Source organism: Halopiger xanaduensis SH-6 (assembly GCF_000217715.1).
Lineage (GTDB): Archaea > Halobacteriota > Halobacteria > Halobacteriales > Natrialbaceae > Halopiger > Halopiger xanaduensis.
Genome location: NC_015666.1, coordinates 446,630 through 464,931 on the forward strand (window position 1 = coordinate 446,630; position 18,302 = coordinate 464,931).

The 18,302-nt window shown below is 69.4% G+C and carries 15 protein-coding genes; 13 read left to right on the forward strand and 2 right to left on the reverse strand.

Annotated elements, in window-relative coordinates; translation table 11 throughout:
- Positions 1-152: 152 nt before the first annotated feature.
- The 3 genes from HALXA_RS02190 (at position 153) to HALXA_RS02200 (ending at position 2,705) form a co-directional block, all read left to right on the forward strand.
- Positions 153-1,418: a helix-turn-helix transcriptional regulator gene (locus HALXA_RS02190; RefSeq protein ID WP_013878667.1), complete on the forward strand. Its 1,266-nt coding sequence runs from the start codon at positions 153-155 to the stop codon at positions 1,416-1,418.
- A gap of 135 nt (positions 1,419-1,553) precedes the next feature.
- Complete coding sequence (locus tag HALXA_RS02195; protein ID WP_013878668.1) at positions 1,554-2,288, forward strand: hypothetical protein; 735 nt, start codon at positions 1,554-1,556, stop codon at positions 2,286-2,288.
- A 111-nt stretch (positions 2,289-2,399) separates the two neighbouring features.
- Positions 2,400-2,705 carry a MazG nucleotide pyrophosphohydrolase domain-containing protein gene (locus HALXA_RS02200; RefSeq protein ID WP_013878669.1) on the forward strand — a complete coding sequence of 102 codons (306 nt, stop codon included), beginning with the start codon at positions 2,400-2,402 and terminating at the stop codon, positions 2,703-2,705.
- 26 nt (positions 2,706-2,731) lie between these two features.
- Here the strand turns inward: HALXA_RS02200 and HALXA_RS02205 are convergent, their stop codons facing one another.
- Both HALXA_RS02205 and HALXA_RS02210 read right to left on the reverse strand, forming a co-directional pair.
- On the reverse strand, positions 2,732-3,922 hold the full coding sequence (locus HALXA_RS02205) for an HD domain-containing protein (RefSeq protein ID WP_049895376.1): 1,191 nt from the start codon (positions 3,920-3,922) through the stop codon (positions 2,732-2,734).
- A gap of 120 nt (positions 3,923-4,042) precedes the next feature.
- On the reverse strand, positions 4,043-4,564 hold the full coding sequence (locus HALXA_RS02210) for an AAA family ATPase (protein WP_013878671.1): 522 nt from the start codon (positions 4,562-4,564) through the stop codon (positions 4,043-4,045).
- Between the two features lie 367 nt (positions 4,565-4,931).
- Between HALXA_RS02210 and phnD the strand changes: the two genes are divergently transcribed.
- From phnD to HALXA_RS02260, 10 genes are all read left to right on the forward strand, one after another.
- Positions 4,932-5,993, forward strand: a complete 1,062-nt coding sequence (phnD, locus tag HALXA_RS02215) for a phosphate/phosphite/phosphonate ABC transporter substrate-binding protein (RefSeq protein ID WP_013878672.1) — start codon at positions 4,932-4,934, stop codon at positions 5,991-5,993.
- 48 nt (positions 5,994-6,041) lie between these two features.
- Positions 6,042-6,845 carry a phosphonate ABC transporter ATP-binding protein gene (gene phnC, locus HALXA_RS02220; RefSeq protein ID WP_013878673.1) on the forward strand — a complete coding sequence of 268 codons (804 nt, stop codon included), beginning with the start codon at positions 6,042-6,044 and terminating at the stop codon, positions 6,843-6,845.
- A complete protein-coding gene (locus tag HALXA_RS02225; protein WP_013878674.1) occupies positions 6,842-7,834 on the forward strand; it encodes a PhnE/PtxC family ABC transporter permease in 993 nt (330 codons plus the stop codon). Before phnC ends, HALXA_RS02225 begins: the two co-directional genes overlap by 4 nt.
- Positions 7,835-8,301: 467 nt before the next feature.
- The gene (locus HALXA_RS02230) at positions 8,302-9,090 is read left to right on the forward strand and encodes an endonuclease NucS domain-containing protein (protein ID WP_013878675.1); all 789 of its coding nucleotides are present in this window, start codon (positions 8,302-8,304) and stop codon (positions 9,088-9,090) included.
- 63 nt (positions 9,091-9,153) lie between these two features.
- On the forward strand, positions 9,154-10,218 hold the full coding sequence (gene endA, locus HALXA_RS02235) for a tRNA-intron lyase (RefSeq protein ID WP_013878676.1): 1,065 nt from the start codon (positions 9,154-9,156) through the stop codon (positions 10,216-10,218).
- A 133-nt stretch (positions 10,219-10,351) separates the two neighbouring features.
- A complete protein-coding gene (locus HALXA_RS02240) occupies positions 10,352-11,638 on the forward strand; it encodes a cell division protein FtsZ (protein WP_013878677.1) in 1,287 nt (428 codons plus the stop codon).
- Between the two features lie 123 nt (positions 11,639-11,761).
- Positions 11,762-14,395, forward strand: a complete 2,634-nt coding sequence (locus HALXA_RS02245; RefSeq protein ID WP_013878678.1) for a DUF4129 domain-containing protein — start codon at positions 11,762-11,764, stop codon at positions 14,393-14,395.
- Positions 14,392-15,180 (forward strand): DUF7269 family protein, encoded by a 789-nt coding sequence (locus HALXA_RS02250; protein ID WP_013878679.1) that lies wholly within the window; start codon positions 14,392-14,394, stop codon positions 15,178-15,180. The genes HALXA_RS02245 and HALXA_RS02250 overlap by 4 nt, the downstream gene beginning before the upstream one ends.
- Positions 15,173-16,585, forward strand: coding sequence for a DUF58 domain-containing protein (locus HALXA_RS02255; protein ID WP_013878680.1), 1,413 nt, complete (start codon positions 15,173-15,175; stop codon positions 16,583-16,585). Before HALXA_RS02250 ends, HALXA_RS02255 begins: the two co-directional genes overlap by 8 nt.
- Positions 16,585-18,285, forward strand: coding sequence for a DUF7519 family protein (locus HALXA_RS02260; protein WP_013878681.1), 1,701 nt, complete (start codon positions 16,585-16,587; stop codon positions 18,283-18,285). Before HALXA_RS02255 ends, HALXA_RS02260 begins: the two co-directional genes overlap by 1 nt.
- The last annotated feature ends 17 nt before the right edge of the window (positions 18,286-18,302 follow it).

Here is an 18,302-nt window from a genome sequence, read left to right on the forward strand (position 1 = left end):
GCTGGCGGACGTCCTCCCCGTTTCCCGACGGCTTACCCGCGACGTCGACCGGTCAGTCGGTAGTCGACGGGCGAGCCGCCCCTGTTGACACGGAACTATCATAAAATCATGATTTCCGTTCCCTTTAAGCGATGGTACGAGCATCGAGCGGTATGAACGGTCGCGTCGGCGTGGCGGTCCTAGTCGTCGCGGCACTGCTCCTCAGTCCCGGTATCGGGGCGGCTGCGGCCGATCCGACGGACGGTGAGCCGTCGCTCGCGCTCTCGAGCGGGAGCGCGCAGGCCGACTCCGAATCTGAGCCCGAGTCCGGGGCCGAGACGGCGACCTGGGGAATCGCGCAGGACCAGAGTCGGATCGACGCCGACGAGGTCCGGATGGACGTCGCGGTCCAACCGAACGGCACCGCCGAGTGGACCCTCGAGTTCTGGATCCGCCTGAACGACGAGGAGAGCAGGACGGCGTTCGACTCCCTGCAGTCAGATATCCGGGACGACCCGGACAACTACACGCGCTCGTTCGCCGACCGGATGCGAACGACGGTCGCCACCGCGAGCGACGCGACCGGCCGCGAGATGCGCGCCGACGGGTTCGCCGTCGAGACGGAGCGGCGTTCGTTCGCCCGCGAGTACGGCGTCGTCAGGTACGCGTTCCGGTGGCACGGGTTCGTCGCCGTCGAAGACGACGGCACCGTCCTCCGCGCGGGCGACGCCATCGAGGGGCTCTTCCTCGACGACGGCACCCGGCTGCTCCTCGAGTGGCCGGCGGGCTACGAACTCGAGTCGGCGACGCCCGACCCCGATGAGCGGCGCGAACGGGCCGTCCTCTGGCGGGGCGGCCAGACCGACTTCATCACCGGCGAGCCGCAGGTCGTGGTGACTACCGGCGGGCCCAGTACGGCGCTCGTGGCCGCGATCGCGGCCGTCGTCATCGGACTCGGCGCTGCCGGTGCGTGGCGCTACCGCGACCGACTCCCGACGAGCGGTGGGCGACCATCGGGCGGACGCGAGCCCGACGCCGGTTCGCCGTCAGCGGCAGCGAGCGACGGTGCGTCACCGACGGCCGCGAGTGCGAGTACGGACGACGGCTCGAGTTCGAATACCAACTCGAGCGACGCCGAGACGCCGAGTTCGGAGGCGGCGCCGGAATCTATCCCCGCGAGCGACGTCGATCCCGAACTCCTCAGCAACGAGGAGCAGGTCCTCCGGCTCGTCCGCGACCGCGGCGGACGGATGAAACAGCAGGCGGTCGTCGAGGAACTCGGCTGGACCGACGCGAAGACCAGCAAGGTCGTCAGCGGGCTGCGCGAGGACGACGCGCTCGAGTCGTTCCGGATCGGCCGCGAGAACGTGCTCGCGCTGCCCGACGCGGTCGATCACGCCGCGGTGAACGGAGGTGACGCCGATACCGATGACTCGTAACCGACTGAGACGACGACGAGAGCCGCTCGCCGAAGCCGAAGCCGACGGTGCCCCGCCGAAATCGGCGGCAAACGGAACGCATCGTCTCGAGAACCGATTCCGAATCGACTCCCGTACCCGTACCCACCCACATCCATGACCGGACTCCCGAACCGACTCACGACGATCACGCTCGCGACGATCCTCGTCGTTGCGATCCTCGCAGCGCCGCTCGGCGGCGCAGCTGCGATACCGGCCTCGAGCGGCGTCCAGGAGACGGACGCCGACGGCTCGGCGAACGAATCGATCCAACCCGGCGCGCAGTTCGCCGGCGTCGTCGGCGTCCAGCAGGCCGAAATCAACGGCAGCGTGTCGGAGCGCGCCTACGCCGCCGAACTCGCAACCGCGGAGAACAACGAATCGAAGGCGGCGATCATCGACGAGCGCATCGCGACGACCGAAACCCGGCTCGCTACCCTCGAGCGGCGTCTCGCGACGCTGAACGAGTCCCGCGAGGCCGGCGAACTGAACGACGGTCGCTACCGCGCGGCGGTCGCGAAGACCGTCGCCGAGATCCGAAGCCTCGAGCGCGAACTGGAAACCGTCGAGTCCGCCGCGGCCGACGTTCCCGACCGCGTCCTGGCCGAACAGGGCGTCGACCGCGACGCGATCCGAACGCTGCGCGAGCGGGCTAGCGAGCTTGACGGCCCGGAGACCGCGGCAGCCGCGCGCTCGATCGCCGGCGACGGTGCCGGCCGAGCGTTCGGTCCCGAACGACAGCCCGGACCGCCGATCGACGTCGACGACCGGCGAGGCGGTGACGGCGCCGGTCCCGACGGCGCAGTGCCGGGCCGCGGATCCGACGGTGCGGCGAACGCGAGCGCACCGTAACCCGTCATCCCTGGTCGAGCGCAGCCTGCGGCTACGGTGATCGAGCGGACCGGGCGACGGGTCACCGGTCGATTTCGACCCTCTTTTTTGGTGACATGCACGACCGTCTGTATGGACGAGCAGCAACGAGTTGCGGCATTCGTCGAGCAGCGCGGCCTCGAGACGCCGCCCGAGTACCGAGTGCTCGACCTCGCCTCCGAGGTCGGCGAACTCGCGAAGGACGCCAACGAGTCGACCGCGTACGGGTCCGACCCGGACGGCCTCGAGATCGAGTCGGACGAGATCGGCGACGCGCTGTTCGCCCTGCTCGCGCTCGCCGACTCGCTCGAGATCGACGCCGGCGAGGCGATCGAGGAGGCGCTCGAGAAGTACGAGGAGCGACTGGCGGAGACGGATTCGCCGGGTTCTGGTGAATAAGCGGAGTAGAAAGCGGCGCGAACCGGTCAGGGAGCGACGTCGCCCTCGACGCCCTCGAGGTCGAGCACTGCGGTCGCCGCCTCGCGCACGTCCGCGAGTGCGTTCGGCGGCGCGTAGACGCCCAGTCGCCAGATCTCGCGGGTGCAGGCGTCCAGCCCGGCCACCAGCGCCGAGCGCTCCTCGAGCCGGCGGAGGTCGCCGTCGACGACGATTTTCGCGCGCGATTCCGGCGAACTCGGTTCGGCGGGACTGTCGAGGATGACAGCTGCGGGATCGGCGCCGGCAATTTCGGCGATCTCGCGCTCGAGTTTGCGGGTCCGATCGTACGCGAGGCCGACGAACCGGTCGGGGACGGCCGCGCGGCGGACCCAGACGGCCCGCTTGTAGAGGTTGCGCTCGCGGATTCGCGTCGCGGTATCGGCGGTTCGGTCGTACTCCGCGAAGGTCGCGAGCAGTTCCGCGTCGGTCAGTCTGGCGAACCGCTCGGGGTCGACGACGCCGTCCGCGAGGAGTCGTTCGCTGGCCCGGTCGAGCATCGCGCCGGCGATCCGCGAGACGTGGTGGCGGTAGACGGTCGCGTTCATCAGCGTCCGCGCGATCAGCGCGCTCTCGGCCGTCGCGACGTTACCTTCCTCGAGGGCGAGTTCGCCGTCGACGCGGCGCAAGGCGTAGAGCAATCGGGCGTGATCGATCGTGCCGTAAGGGACGCCGGTGTGGTGGGCGTCGCGAACGAGGTAGTCCATCCGATCGACGTCCAGCGAACCGGAGACGAGTTCGCCCAGCGGCCCGCGGCCGTCGACGGTCGCCGCGACGGCCGCGGGGTCGAGCCCCTGCTCGGCGAGCACGCGGCCGAGGTCGCCGTCCGGGTCGGAAAGCAACCACTCGATCTCGTCGTGGTGGCGGTCCGTATGGCGCTCGATCGCGGCTTCGGTCTGGTGGCCGAAGGGGCCGTGGCCGACGTCGTGGACCAGCGCCGCCGCGCGGAGCCGGTCGGCGAGCGCGTCGTCGACCTCGAGGCGGTCGACCGCCCGCGAGGCGAGGTGGTAGACGCCGAGGCTGTGCTCGAAGCGCGTGTGGTTCGCGGAGGGGTAAACCAACTGGACGGTACTCAGCTGGCGAACGTTCCGCAGGCGCTGCATTTCCGGGGTGTCCAGCAGCGCCTCCGCGGTCGGGCCGAGTTCGATGTAGTCGTGGACGCTGTCCTTGATCGTCGTCATCGTCATAACGTCGTCATAGCGAAGATTCCTCTCGGTCGTTCGTCGCAACGCTGATCCCGGTCGTCCGGTGCCGCTCGCTCGAGCGGCTCGACGCGGGCAGGTGTCGCCTGCCGGACCGCGCTACTTGCACAGCGCGTGCAACAGCGTACGGTCGATCTGGCGGTAGGTCTCCTCGATCGACCCCGAGTTGTCGATCACGACGTGCTCGCGCTCGAGGGGCTCGAACGACTCCTTGACGAGGCGGTACACGCGGAGATCGGCGTCGCTGACGGAGTCCGTACTCGTCCGGTTTTCGATGCGCGTCTCGACGACGTCGGCGTCGCAGGTGACGCGCGTAAAGATCGCCTCCGCGCCGACGTCGTCGGCGAGCGTCGCTGCGCGGTTCCGGAGCCGCTTCGTCTTGAAGGTCGCGTCCAGGACGACGTTCGATCCGGCCTCGAGGTCGGGCCAAGCGCGCTCGAGGAGTTCGTCGTAGGTCGCCTGCGTCTCCTCGGCGGTGTACTCGGGATCGGGGAACAGCTGCTTGCGAACCTCGTCGCTTCGGTACCGTTCGGCGGGGAGGTTCGATGCGGTGTAGGCCGACGCAGCCGACTTGCCGACCCCCGGCAAGCCACAGTAGACGATCAGCGTTGGACGGGCCACGCGCGTTCATCGTCGGTACTGGTACAAAGTCCGACCGGATTCCGCTGCGGGGGTTGGAGCCGGAGCCGAGGTCGTGGTCGCCGTCGCGGGTCGACGCAATCGTCGCGCGCTGCAACGCTGTGAACCCGAACGAAAACGGCGGACGGTGAGTCCGCGCGTGACACTCCGGAGGGTCCCCAGCACGTAGTCCACGACCACGACGGACGCCGTCGTCTGGTCGGTCGACGAGATACTCATAGTCGCGCCTTTTCTCCGCGGCCGCAAGCGGGTTTCCATCCACCGTTTGTTACATAGACATAGGTATCCATGTGTATAATCAAATGGGAAATCTTTTCAAGGACCTTGCATATTCACAAACGAATTCTCCATGGCAGGACGACGCAAGTTCATCAAGCTAGTTGGCGCGACAGGTATTGCTGGACTCGCTGGTTGCACGAGTGACGGCGGCGACGGCGGCGACAGCGACGGCGACAACACCACGACCTCCGAGAGTCAGGCGACGACCGAGTCCAACGGTAACTCCACGACGACCGAGGAGTCCAACCAGTTGGCCTTCGGTGGAGACGGCAACATCAACTTCGGTATCTCTCCCTCGGTCCCCCAAGAGGACCTCGAGGTCCAGTACTCACCGCTCGAGGACCACGTCGAGAGCTACGTTACCGAGAACTACGACACTGCCGACGGCCTCAGCATCCAGAGCACCATCGGGAGCAACTACAGTGCTATCATCCAGTCCCTCGGCCAGGGGACGATGGACTTCGCGGAGACCGGCCCGTTCGCCGCCGGCCTCGGCGTGATGACCGACAACGCCGAGATCATCCTCCAGCGCTACGGCTACGGCGGCTGGACGTACAAGAGCATCATCGCGGTCCCCACCGACAGCGACATCACGGAGCTGTCGGACCTCTCCGGCAAGTCCGTTGCGTTCTCCGACCAGCTGTCCACCAGCGGCGCGCTCTACCCGCTGTACGCCCTGTCCACGGAGGGCGGCCTCGACATCGGTAACCTCCCGGACGGCAACGGCTCGCAGGCGGAGTTCGACGCGCGCTTCGCGGGCGGCCACGTCGGCTCGTATACGCTCCTCGAACAGGGACAGGTCGACGCCGCGGCGATGGGCGGATTCGTTCGCGACACGTCCACTGGGCCGGCTCCCGACGAGTTCGAGGAGGTCGCCACCACGCTCCACGAGGACGAGGGGCTTCCGCGCGCGCCCATCGTCGTCTCTCCCGAACTCGGCGAAGAGGAGAAGAACGCGATTCAGCAGGCGTTCCTCGAAGGGCCGGACAGCATCTACCACGGCGCCGACGGCGAGGAAGGCACCGACGACGACCTCTGGTTCAGCGACGTCCGCGAGGCGTCTCAGGAGGACTACCAGTCCGTCATCGACGTCGCTGACGAACTGGACGTCGGTCCGGAAATCTTCGGGTAACCACCGCGATCACGCCGGTTTTTGGCCACACAAGCAATCCCAACTAACATGCCAACCATCGAATTCGAGAACGTCACCAAGATATACGGGGAGGATACCGTCGCGCTCGACGACGTGTCGTTCACCATCCCCGAGGGCGAATTCGTCATCCTGCTCGGGCCGTCGGGTGCCGGGAAGTCCACGATGCTCAGGGTGCTCAATGGGCTCACGGAACCGACCGAGGGGACCGTCCGCGTCGGCGACCAGGAAGTGCAGGGGAACCGCAGCGACGTCGGTATGGTGTTCCAGGAACACTACCTCATCGAGAGCAAGACCGCGTTCGGGAACGCGCTCACGGGCGCGCTCTCCCGGAACAGCCTCCTCCGAAGTATGCTCGGAATGCACAGCGAGGCGGACAAGCTCAACGCCTTGGAGGCGCTGGACACCGTCGGTCTCCTCGACGAGGCCGGCCAGCGCGCGGAGTCGATGAGCGGCGGACAGAAACAGCGTGTCGGCATCGCTCGCGCGCTCGTTCAGGAGCCCCAGCTCGTCCTCGCGGACGAACCCGTCGCCAGTCTCGACCCGAAGGCCGCTCGCGACGTGATGCGCTACCTGAAGAAGGCCGCGACCGAGGAGAACCTCACCACCATCACGAGCCTCCATCAAGTGAACATCGCCCGCGAGTTCGGTGACCGCTTCCTCGGCATCCGGGACGGCGAAGTCATCTTCGACGGCGACGCCGACGACCTCACGATGGAGGAGATGGACCGCATCTACTACGGAGACGACGTGAGCGGGGAACTCACGAACGACCCGACGGGGACGAACACCGTTCCCACCCACACCGCCGCGGACGCGGGTGAGAGCGCGTGACGTCCACCGGAGTCCGCGAGAAACTCGACACGCTCGACCGCCTCCGCAAACTCAGGTACGTCCTCTGGGTGGCGCTGGTCGGCGCCGTCATCGCCGTCACGTACTGGGGGCTCGGCTACATCGGGTTCCAGCCGCGGGTCGTCGCCAACCGGTACCCCGCGATGTGGGACTTCATCGCGACCGGCTTCTTCCCACCGGACTTCCAGAACTTCACCGTCTACACGAAAGAACAGGGAATCACGGGCCTGCGCGCGATTCCGGCGAGCTTCCGGGGCGGCGGCGTCCACATTATCGACAGCTTCACGTCCTCCCGGCAGTCGCTCGTGAAGGCGAGCCTCGTGACGCTCCTGCTCGGGTTCATGGGGACCGTGCTCGCGTTCCCGCTGGCACTCCTGTTCGGCGTGCTCGGCAGCGAGCGCGTCACGCCGTTCCCGTTCAACTTCATCTTCCGCGGCACCCTCAGCGCCATCCGCGCCATCCCCGCAATCGTCTGGATTTTCCTCTACATTCCCATCGGGCCACCGGGACAGGTCACCGCGGTGCTGGCGATTGCCACCGACGGCATCGGTAACCTCGGCCGCCTGTTCACGGACGACCTCGAGGAAATTGAGGAGGGCCCCATCGAGGCGATTCGCTCGACCGGCGCGTCCGGCACGCAGACGGTCAGCTTCGGGATGCTCAGTCAGGTCTCGCGGTCGTTCATCGCGTGGACGCTGTACATCCTCGAAATCAACACGCGCATCGCCATCTCGCTGGGCGTCGTCGGCGCCGGCGGGCTCGGCCTGATGATTCGGAACAGTCAGGACCTCTTCGCGTTCCAGCAGACCGCTGCCGGCCTCATCATGGTGTTCATCGTCGTGCTCGGCATCGAGCTTATCTCTTCGCGGATTCGCGCCCGCCTCCGGCCGGGCGAGCACGACAGCAAGGGCCTCGTCGAGGCTGTTCGGGACCTCTTCGACCCGAACAAGTGGCTCGGGCGGAACGTCTAGAACTCGTCCAACTGCGATTTCCCGTCGTTCCCGCCGCCAGCCATCGTCGCCGCTTTCGCTACATCCCCGTGAAGTTGGCCGTCAATAGATCGTTCTGACTTCGGTCCGTAGTAGGCGTCGATCCGCTCCTCGAGTGAGCTAACTGGTTTGGAAACATCAGAAGCTGGCTCCGGGATGCGGACATTGATCTCGTCTCTCTGAGCTCCCCAAGAGACGAATTCATCGAGGACGGATTTCTGATTACGACTGACGGTTGGAACACTCGGGAACGTTTCGCTATATACCTGTATAGTGTCTCGATTTGAAATCGAAGAACTACAACCCAATTTCCCACCGACCCGATCATCGTACGGGGAACCCCCGTGGTCGACGAAAATACGGATATTTATCCGCCGGTTCGTTACTCGGGAAAGACAGCGGTCCCGGTCGACCGCGAATTTAAGTACGAATCCGCGGCCAACGTCGCCATGATCGACGACGCGATCCGCGTGCTCGCGGGCGACTGCACCGTCATCACGGAAGGAACGGAGCGCGAGGAGTACCGCGGCCGCATGACGACGGTCGTCAAACCCGACAACACCGTGCTCGTCCACGACAGCGACGGCTACCAGCCCGTCGCGTGGCTGACCCGGGCCGACAGCGTCTCGAGCGACCGCTCGGACGGCTTCACGCTCGTCGCGAAGAAGGACGCCCAGACGCTGCGCATCGCGGCCCACGAGCAGGACGGCTTCGCCCATTACCCGGTCTCGGCGGCGGGGCCGCGGATCGGCACCTGTCCGGACTGTTCGGGCGCGCTCGTACGCTCGCGGGGCGTCCACTGCATCGACTGCGGCGCGCGCTACGGCGTGCCGTCGGACGCGACGATCCGGAACGATGGGCACAACTGCGACTGCGGCCTCCCGCGGATGCGCGTCGAGCGCGGCCTCGCCTTCAACGTCTGTCTCGATCGCGACTGCGAGTCGCTGGACGAGGCCGTCTCGGAGGCGTTCGACCGCGAGTGGAACTGCCCCGAACCCGGCTGCGACGGCGACCTCCGCATCCTCCGGCGGGGCGGGCTCATCGCCGGCTGCGAGCACTATCCCGACTGCGATACCGGCTTCGCGATGCCGACCGGCGTCGTCGACGGCGAGTGCGCCTGCGGGCTCCCGACCTTCGAGACGCAAAGCGGCACCCGGTGTCTCGACGCGACCTGCGACCGGGTGCAGGCGCGGGCGCTCGAAGGCGAGGGCGATCCCGAAGCCGTCAGCGACGATTGAGGCGGTGGCCCACGACGGCGCGGGATCCGCAGTCACTTAGTGCCCCACGGCCAAGCCACGCGTATGTCACTCGAGGGGCGGTTCGACGCCGAGGCGGGCCTCGTCTACGTCGGCGGCGACGCGCGACAGCGCTACCACGACTCCCGGGGGTACGGCTATCCGATCTCGAGCAACGAAATCGCGCTCTCGCCGGTCGAGGCGGCCCACCTGCTCTACCGGGGCGACCTCGAGGCGGTCGTCGACGACGCGAACGGGGCCCGACTGGACTTCCAGTCGTTCGTCGCCCGCGAACCCGGCGACCACTTCGGCGTGCGGTTTCTCGTCTACGCGGATCTGCGCTCGCGGGGCTTCTACCTCTCGCCGGCCGACGAATCGTGGGTCGAGGATCCGCCGACCGGCGAGGCCGACTTCGCGGTGTTCCCCCGCGGGAAGGGGCCCGGCGACGGCGAGATCGCCTACGCGCTGCGGATCATCGGCGAGCGGACCGACGTATCGGCCGCCGAACTCGCCGAGGGCGTCCTCGCGGTCGTCGACGAGGAGAGCGAGATCACCTACTTCGAAGTGAACCGGGAGGAGCCGACGGGGGACTCGAACCCCGACGTGGCCCTCCCGCAGGGCTGCGAGGCCGACCTGCTCGCCGACCGCGTCGTCGTCTGGGACCCGCCGCTGGAACTCTACGAGCGACTCTTCTACGGCCAACCGCTCGAGGGCCGGGAGTACGACCGGCCGACGCTGCAGTGTTCGCTGCTTGAGGCGGCGTACCTCGCCGAGCGGGGCGCGATCGACCTGGATCCGGCGACGGTTCGGGAGCGGGGTCGCGAGGTCGAAGGCGACCGGTTCGAGCGCCGGCTGGCCGTCTATACGGACCTGCGCGAGCGCGACGTCGTTCCCAAGACCGGCTACAAGTTCGGCGCGGACTTTCGGACCTACGCCGCGGTCGACTCCGTCGCCGAACTGGATCACTCCGAACTGCTGGTGCGGGTGCATCCGGCCGACTACGTCTTCGAACCGCGAGATCTGGCGCTGGACGTGCGCCTCGCCCACGGCGTCCGCAAGACGATGGTGTTCGCGCTCGTCGACGACGACGGCGACGTGGACTGGTGGTCGCTCGAGCGGTTGACGCCCTGACCGGACCCGGACCCGGACCCGATCTCGAGGGCGAGCGCGGGCGCCGCGAGGTGCCGAAGAGCGCCGGGAGGTATCAGCCGAGCAAGCGATCGGAACGGAAACGTGAAAGCCCGGTCGGCCGATAGGTTCCGCTATGCAACTCGAGGTGATCGGCGTCGGCGGCGCGGGGTGTCGGATCGCCGATGCGATCCGCGCGGCGGACGACGAGGCGACGGCCCCGTCGTTCGTCGCCGACGCGTTTGCGTTCGACACCGACGTCGACGGGCTGACCGATCTCGGGGCGATCTCCGAGACGCATCGACACCGGTACGGCGAGACGATCGACCGCGGACTCGACGGGAACCTCCACCGAGGGCTCGAGGTCGGCGAGGAGTGCGTCGACGAACTCAGCCGACAGTTAGATCAAGGCCAACCGTCGCTCGCGGACGCCTTCCTGGTCGTCGTCGGCCTCGGCGGAGCGACCGGCGGCGGAACCGCCCCGCACCTCGTCGCGAACCTGCAGACGCTGTACGACGAGCCGGTGTACGTCCTCGCGACGCTGCCGGCGAAATCGGAACTCGAGGAGGGGGCGGCCGACGAGATCGACGACCGAGGGACGGTCGACGAGTCGGCGACGAACGGACCGGCGAGCGACACTGCAGCGGCACCCGGGACGGCCGACGACGCGGAGCAGAGTGCGATCCCCGAGGCCGAAACGCGCCCGCTCGCGGAGAAAAACGCCGTCGAAACCCTCGAGCGACTCGACGGCCTCGCGACCGCGACGATCTGCTTCGACAACGAACTGTGGCTGCGACCGCGGGAGGGACTCGGAGACGGCCGCGAGCGGCTCAATCGGGAGATCGCGACCCGCGTCGGCGCGTTTTTCGCGTCGACGGCGGACACGAGCGGGCTCGAGGACGGCGATGGCCGTACTCGCGGCAACCGCGATCGACACGCCGATTCGGGCGCCGAGACCGTCATCGACGCGAACGACGTCGGCCGCATCCTGGGAACAGAAAGCGACATAGTGAGTCTCGGCTACGGCACGCAACGCGTCGAGACCGACGACGGCGGCTCGCTGTTCGGGCTCGATATCGACCTCGGGCTCGGCCTCTTCGGCTCCGACTCGAGCGTCGACACGGGCGCCGCGTTCAGCGCCGTCGAAACGACGATCCGGAAGGCGCTGCGGGGAAAGCTCACCCTCGAGTGCGAGCGCGAAAACGCCGACCGCGCGATGTTGATCGTCGGCGGCCCGCCCGCGTGGCTCAACCGACGGGCGATTTCGGAGGGGCGCGAAACGCTCGAGTCGGCGATTGGCTCGGTCGAGATCCTCGGCGGCGACGCGCCGCGGGCGGACGGCGACGAGGTCTTCGCGGTCGTGGTCCTGTCCGGCGTCGATCCGGTCGAGCGGCTCGAAACGATGCGCGCGGAGAATCGATGAGCGGGGGCGTCTCGCTTCGAGCGGGCGGACCCGCCACCTAAGCGTTGTGGCCGGCAGAGCGGCTATCGCTGCATATTTTTATGGGTATCGGGGAATTAGGTGGGTCCGAGACGGGAGTTTCGGATGGGATCAGAACCGACGGAAGCGAGCGACGAGTCAGTCGACCCGAGCGCCGCATCCGCGACCGGTCCCGACTGGGGGCAGGTCGCGCTCGTCCTCCTCGCCGCGGCGATTCTGGCGCTGGCAGCGGTCACGATCCCGCCGCTCGGCGGCGTCGGCTTCCAGGGACAGGGACCGGCACAGCCGGCCGGCGAGGAGGACTCGAGCGGGTTACTACAACTCGGAAGCGGCGGCAGCGGTGGCGGCTCCGGGGATCAACAGCTGGGTTCCGGCGGGTCCGGCAGTGAAGGGGGTGCCGGCGATAGCGGAGAGCCGGGATCGGCCGACGGTAGCGGGTCGGATTCGCTCGAGGACGGAGCCGGTTCCGGAGGGAGCGGCGAGCAGTCAGGTGAGGCGGGTAGCGGCTCCAGCGGATCTGGTTCCGAAGCCGGTTCTGGTACCAGTTCGGACGCCGGACCCGGCTCCGATTCCGATTCCGGGTCCGGGTCCGAAGTCGGCGACGGCGCAGGCCAGCAGGATGGAACCGCCGGCGGTCAGTCCGGCGACGGCTCGGACGCCGGTTCCGCCGACGGAGACGGGACCGGTGAGCCGTCACGGGGAGAATTCGGCAGCGGATCCGGTGACGGAACCGCCGGAGAACCAGGCGAGGGGACGGCCGACGAGCCCGGCGGCCGATCCGACGGAACGGGGACCGACGGGCAAGGTACGGCCGGCGACGGGACGACGTCGGGCGACGGCGACGGTGACTCGAGCGGCGAACGGACGAGCGGATCGGACTCCGAAGCGGGCGACGGGGCCGGCCACGGTGATGGCGGTGACGGCGATGCTGACGGCGACGGGAACACCACTGGAGACGGCGATTCGGGCAGTAGCGAGGACTCGGACGATGGTGGAGATCCGAGCGAAAGCGACGCACAGGACTCGAGCGACGGCGACGGAAACGAAGGCGGCGACAGTAGCGACGATAGCGAAGATACCGATGAGGCCGGCGAAGACGATAGCGGCGACGAGGACAACCAGGGAACGACCTACGACATCTCGTTCGACGAACAGCCGACGCCGGGCTCGACGGTCGCGGTCACCGTAACCGGCGACGGCGACCCGGTCGAGGGAGCCACCGTCTACTTCAACGACGAACAGGTTGGGACGACCGACGCGGACGGGACGGTTACCGGCGAGGTGCCGTACGCGGAAACGCTCGAGGTGCGGGCCGACGTGTCGCCGACGGAAACGGAGACGACGACGGCTCGCGGCTCCGCCTCGGTTTCAGGGCCGGCGCTGCCGGGACTCGGCTCGTCGCGGCAGTTCCACGGCGCCGTGGCGATGCCGCTCTCAGCAGTACAGGACTCCCAAGCCGGGAACGAGACCGGAGACGGAGCGCGAACGACGGTCGAGATGAACCCCGAGACGGCCCTGACGATCGACGGGGGCCCCATCGCCGGGACGAACGTCACCGTCGTCGCCACCGTCAACGGGAATCCGATCCCGCAGGGGACCGTCACGGTCGACAACGAGGCGTACGGGACGACCGACGACGACGGCGCGGCGGTGATTCCCGTTCCGGAGACGCCGGGGAACGCGACGATCGCCGTCGAGCGCGGCGAGATCCGGGCCGAGCGAACGATCGCGGTCGAGGCGCTGTCGCTGACGGTCGACGACCGCTTCCCGCTGCCCGGCCGATCGGTCGACGCGCGACTCGAGTACGGAAACGAGTCGGTCGCGAACGCGACGATCCTGGTCGACGGCGCCGCCGCGGCGACGACCGGCGCGGACGGGGCGGCGACCGTCGGGTTGCCGCTCGCGGACCGGGCGACGATCACTGCGGAGTACGAGGGCGCACGCGCGACGACGACCGTCGACGGCCTGTATCGAAACGCCGCGCTGCTGGTACTGGCCGTCGTCGTCGGCGCGTTGCTCCTCTGGCGGCTCGCTGCTCGGTACGACGCGGGCGACCGGCTCCGCTCGCTGCCCTCGCCGACGAGCCTGCTCGAGCGGCTCGGCGACGCCCTCCGGACGCTCGGCCGGCGAACCGTCGACGCCATCGTCCGGGTGGCCCGCTCCCTCGAGTCGTTCGGCTACTGGGTCGCCGGTCGAACCCGCGCGGTCGTGCGGGCGCTCGAGCGGGCCGGCCGCTGGCTCGTCGCCCTGCCCGGCGAACTCGCGACGAAGGGGCTGGCGGCGCTCGCGGCGCTGCACCCGATTCGGCTCTACCGGTTCCTCCGGGACGCGATTCGGTCCCTGTTGCGCTCCTCGAGGGAGCGGGTCGACGACGTCAGCGGGGCCGTTACCGGCGCCAACGAGGGGGCTGCGGCCGGCGACGAGGAGACGGACGAGGACGTTCGGACGCTCAGGGAACTCTGGGCGGAGTTCGTACAACTGGTGCGGCCGCCCCGCCTTCGAACGAAGACGCCGGGGGAAGTCGGCCGGTACGCGGTCGAGAAGGGGTTCCCCGAACCGCCGGTTCGGACGGTCGTCGACGCCTTCCGAGACGGCGAGTACGGGGAGACGGCCCCGTCCGAGGATCGACTCGAGCGCGTGCGAGCGGCGGTGCGGTCGGTGACGGGCGACGGTGACGACGGACGTGACAGAGAAGTCACGGACGAGGACGGAAACGAACCCGACGGTGATCGCCGATGAGCGGTGCCGGTTACTCCAAGACGAACGCTCTCCTCGTCCTCGTGACGCTGGCGGCCCTGAGTATCGGCGCCGTGCTGGCGACCGCGCCGTCGGTGCTGCCGGCGGGCACGCTCGAGGCCGTCGCGACGGTCGAGGAGGCCGTCGATCGACAGCACGTGCTGATCGGCACCGCGGCGGCAATCGGGCTGTTCGGGCTCTGGCGCACGTACTTTTCCGGTGCGACGGACGTCCGGGCCGACGATCCCGGTGCGTCGGCGGTGACGGCTGCCGGCGGCGATGGCAGCGACAGCGTCGTCGCCGCCGTCGACGTCGTCGGCGAAACGACGACCGAGCGCGTCGACCGGACGATCGACGCGCTCGAGCGCGGCAACCGAGCCAACACCAACGCCGTCGTCGCGGACCTGCGCGAGTCGCTGCGGGCCGTCGAGACCGCGAAGGGCTACTCGAGCGACGCCGCCGACGAGCGGATCCGACGCGGCGAGTGGACCGACGACCGGATCGCCGCGGTCTTCCTCGGCGACGAGTCCGCGGGGACGCTCTCGCTCGGGCACCGACTGCGGCGGTGGCTGTTCCCCGGTCGGACGTTCCGGCGGCGCCTCGAGCGGACGCTCGCGGAGATGGAACGGTACGCTGCGGAGGGCGAATTCAACGCGGAGCGATCGGCCGACGACGCGAGTTCGGCGACGATGAATTCAGGAACGGGGACGAACGGCGGGGGGAGTATCGATACCGACGGGGACACTGCAGCCGGTGCTAGCGACAAATCGGAGGACGACAATGCGTAGGAACCTGCGAATCCGCCGCGTCACGCGGTGGCACTCCGGCGTCGTCGCCTCGCTCGTCCTCGCGGCCGCCGGCGCCGTCCTCGGCTCCGCGTCGCTGCTCGTCGCCGCGATCGTCCCCGTGACGTACCTGGGCTACGCGGCGCTCTCCTCGGCTCCCGATCCGGCCGCGGCGATCGCCCTCGAGCGCGACTGCACGCCGCGGACGCCGCTGCCCGGCGAGCGCGTCGAGGTCGCGCTGACGGTGCGAAACGAATCGGACCGGACGCTGCCCGACGTCAGAATCGTCGACGGCGTGCCCGAGAACCTCGACGTTATCGGCGGAGACGCGCGCGGCGCGACGACGCTCCGGGCCGGCGAGGAGATCGAACTCGAGTACGCGATCCAGCCGCGGCGCGGAACCTACGTCTTCGACGCGACCTGGATCCGCGTGCGGAGCCTGAGCGCGACGGCCGTCGCGACCGACGCGATCGCGGCCGACGGCGACGCCGAACTCGAGTGTACGATCCCGCTGGACGGCCTGCCGCTCCACCGGGATACGATCGCCGTCACCGGCGCCGTCGCCAGCGACAGCGGCGGCGCGGGCTACGAGTTCCACTCGACCCGGGACTACCGGCGGGGCGATCCGCTGAGCCGCATCGACTGGCGCCGCTACGCCCGGACCGGCGAACTCGGAACCGTGCTCTACCGCGAGCAAGAGGCGACGAACGTCGTCGTCGTCGTCGACGGCCGCGCAGTCTCGGGGGTCGCGCCGGGCCGCGGCCGACCCGACGGCATCACGCTCGCCGCCTACGCCGGCGTCGTAACCGGTAACGCGCTGCTCGAGGCGGGCCACAACGTCGGAATCGTCGGCCTCGGCGTCCGGGGGCGGACGCCCGGCGTCTACACCGGTCCGCCGGCGTACGTAGCCCCCGGCAACGGCGCCGACGTCGGCGGCCGGATCGCACGAGTTTGCGACGCCGTCGCCGCCCGCGGCAGCGGCGCCGACCACTCGGGCGAAGAATCAACACCGAATGGCGTCGACCCGACAGCACGGTCGCAACCGAGCGACGCCGACTCGAGTGCGGCTCGTGCCGACGGGGGTAACGGCGGCGACAGCGGTACCGCAGCCGACGTCGACCACCTCGAGGCGCTGCTGCCAGCCACCGCCCAACTCGTGGTCTGTACGCCCGCCGTCGACGACGAGATCGTCGCCCTCACGGCCGAGTTCCGCCGTCGAGGGTACAATGCGGCGGTGATCTCGCCGGCCGTCACCGACGCCGACGCGGTTGGGGCGCGACTGGCCGCAATCCGGCGGCAGGCGCGCCTCGAGCGGCTTCGCCGACTCGACGTGCCGATCGCGGACTGGGATCCGGAAACGCCGCTGGCCGGCGCCCTCGGACGCGGTTTCGGGGAGGTGATCCGCTGATGGCGAGCGATATCGGCGAACCGCCGGAGGCGGCCGCGCCGACGCGCCGGGATCCGTCTCGTGCCCCCGAGACGACCAGCGCACCGGTGACCGCGCTGACGACGATCCTCGCGACGCTAGCCGGGGCGCTCGCGCTCGCGATCGGTATCGGTTCGCTCGTTCCGGCAGTCGCCGCCGTCGCGGCCGGCTGTCTTCTAACGGGTACGGTGACGGCGACGAAGCGGCGGACGCCCGGCGGCCGCGCCGTCGGGAGCTGTCTCGTCGTGTTCGCGGCGCTCGGGATCGCGGCCGCGGCCGGCCTCGAGGCGGCGACCGGCGTCGGCACCGGTGCGGGCCCGGGCGAAATCGCGACCCGCATCGGCGTCGTCGTCGCGGTCGGGCTGGCGGCGTTCGGCGCGACGGCGACCGTCACCGGTGCGATCGGCGACGGTGCGGTTCGGTCGGCGATCCCCGTCGCCGTCGCCACGACGCTCCCGCTGGCGGTCGTGGGCGGCGTCCACCTTCCGCCGGTTCGAAATCGAGTGCACGACCTCGTCCCGCTCGGCGACGGCAGCGAGCCGGGGACGGGATCCGGGGCGGCAGCGACCGACGGCGGCCTCGAGCTCGCGCGCCTGTTCTCCCCCGAGAACACGATGGTCGGCGTCGCGACGTTCGTCGCCCTCCTCGTCGCCGCCCTTTGGACCGCGTACTTCGTCCTGCCGCGGCTGCCGATTCCGGAGTTGCTGCCCCGCGATCGCCGCGCGGACGTCCGCTGGCGGATCCGACTGCTCGCGTCGCGAGCCGGCTGGGGCGGCTGGACCGTCCTGCTGGTCGGCGGCGCCCTGACGATCACCGCCGCGCTCTCGCGGGCGACCGACGAGCCCTATCTCGATTCCGTCTACCCGCTGCTCGAGTCGACCGCCGTTCCGCTCGCGATGGCGGCGGGACCGCGCGTCGCGTTCGTCGGAGCTATCGTCGTCCTAATTGCGGCGCTTTTAGTCTCCCGGCTGCCCGGCCTCTACCGGCTCCGGTACCATCCCGCCGTCAGGTGGCTGCCGGTACTGACCGGCGGGACCCTCGTCTCGCTGCTCGTGCTGGTGGGCTACCCGCGCGCGTTCGACCGGCTACTCCGGCCGGAACTCGAGGCGCTCGGGGCCGACGGGGAGCCGCTTCCCGTCCCGGTGATCGGGACGGTGCCGACGCAGGAGCTCTCCTCGCTGCTCGCGCCGTCGGAGGGCATCGCGATCATCGCCATCGTGGTCGCGGGCGTCATCAGCGCCGCCGGAACGCTCTTCGTCGCGATCTGGCTGCTCGGCTCTCTCCGCCTGCTGCCGGATCGGGGCGCGCCGGGGTCGCTGGCGGCCGGCGCGCTCGTCGGCGGCGCGATCGCCGCGGCGGTCGCCGGCGCGTCGACCCCGGTCGTCAGCGCCGCCGTCGCGTGCGCGATCGTCGCCTGGGACAGCGCGGTCTACGGCGTCTCGATCGTCGAGGAACTGGGCCGCGAGCCGACCATTCGCCGGCCGGCGGTCGCACACGCGACCGGCGCCGTCGTCGTCGGGGTCGTCGGTATCGCGCTCGCGCTCGGGTTCACCGCCGTCCTCGAGCGCGCGACGGTTCGAACGGGCGCGACCGTCGTCATCAGTCTCACCGTCGCGCTGCTCGCGGCGCTGGTCGTACTCAAGCGACGGGCGACGGCGGCTGCAGCGGCGACGGAATCGTAAAACGAGCGGCCGAATTT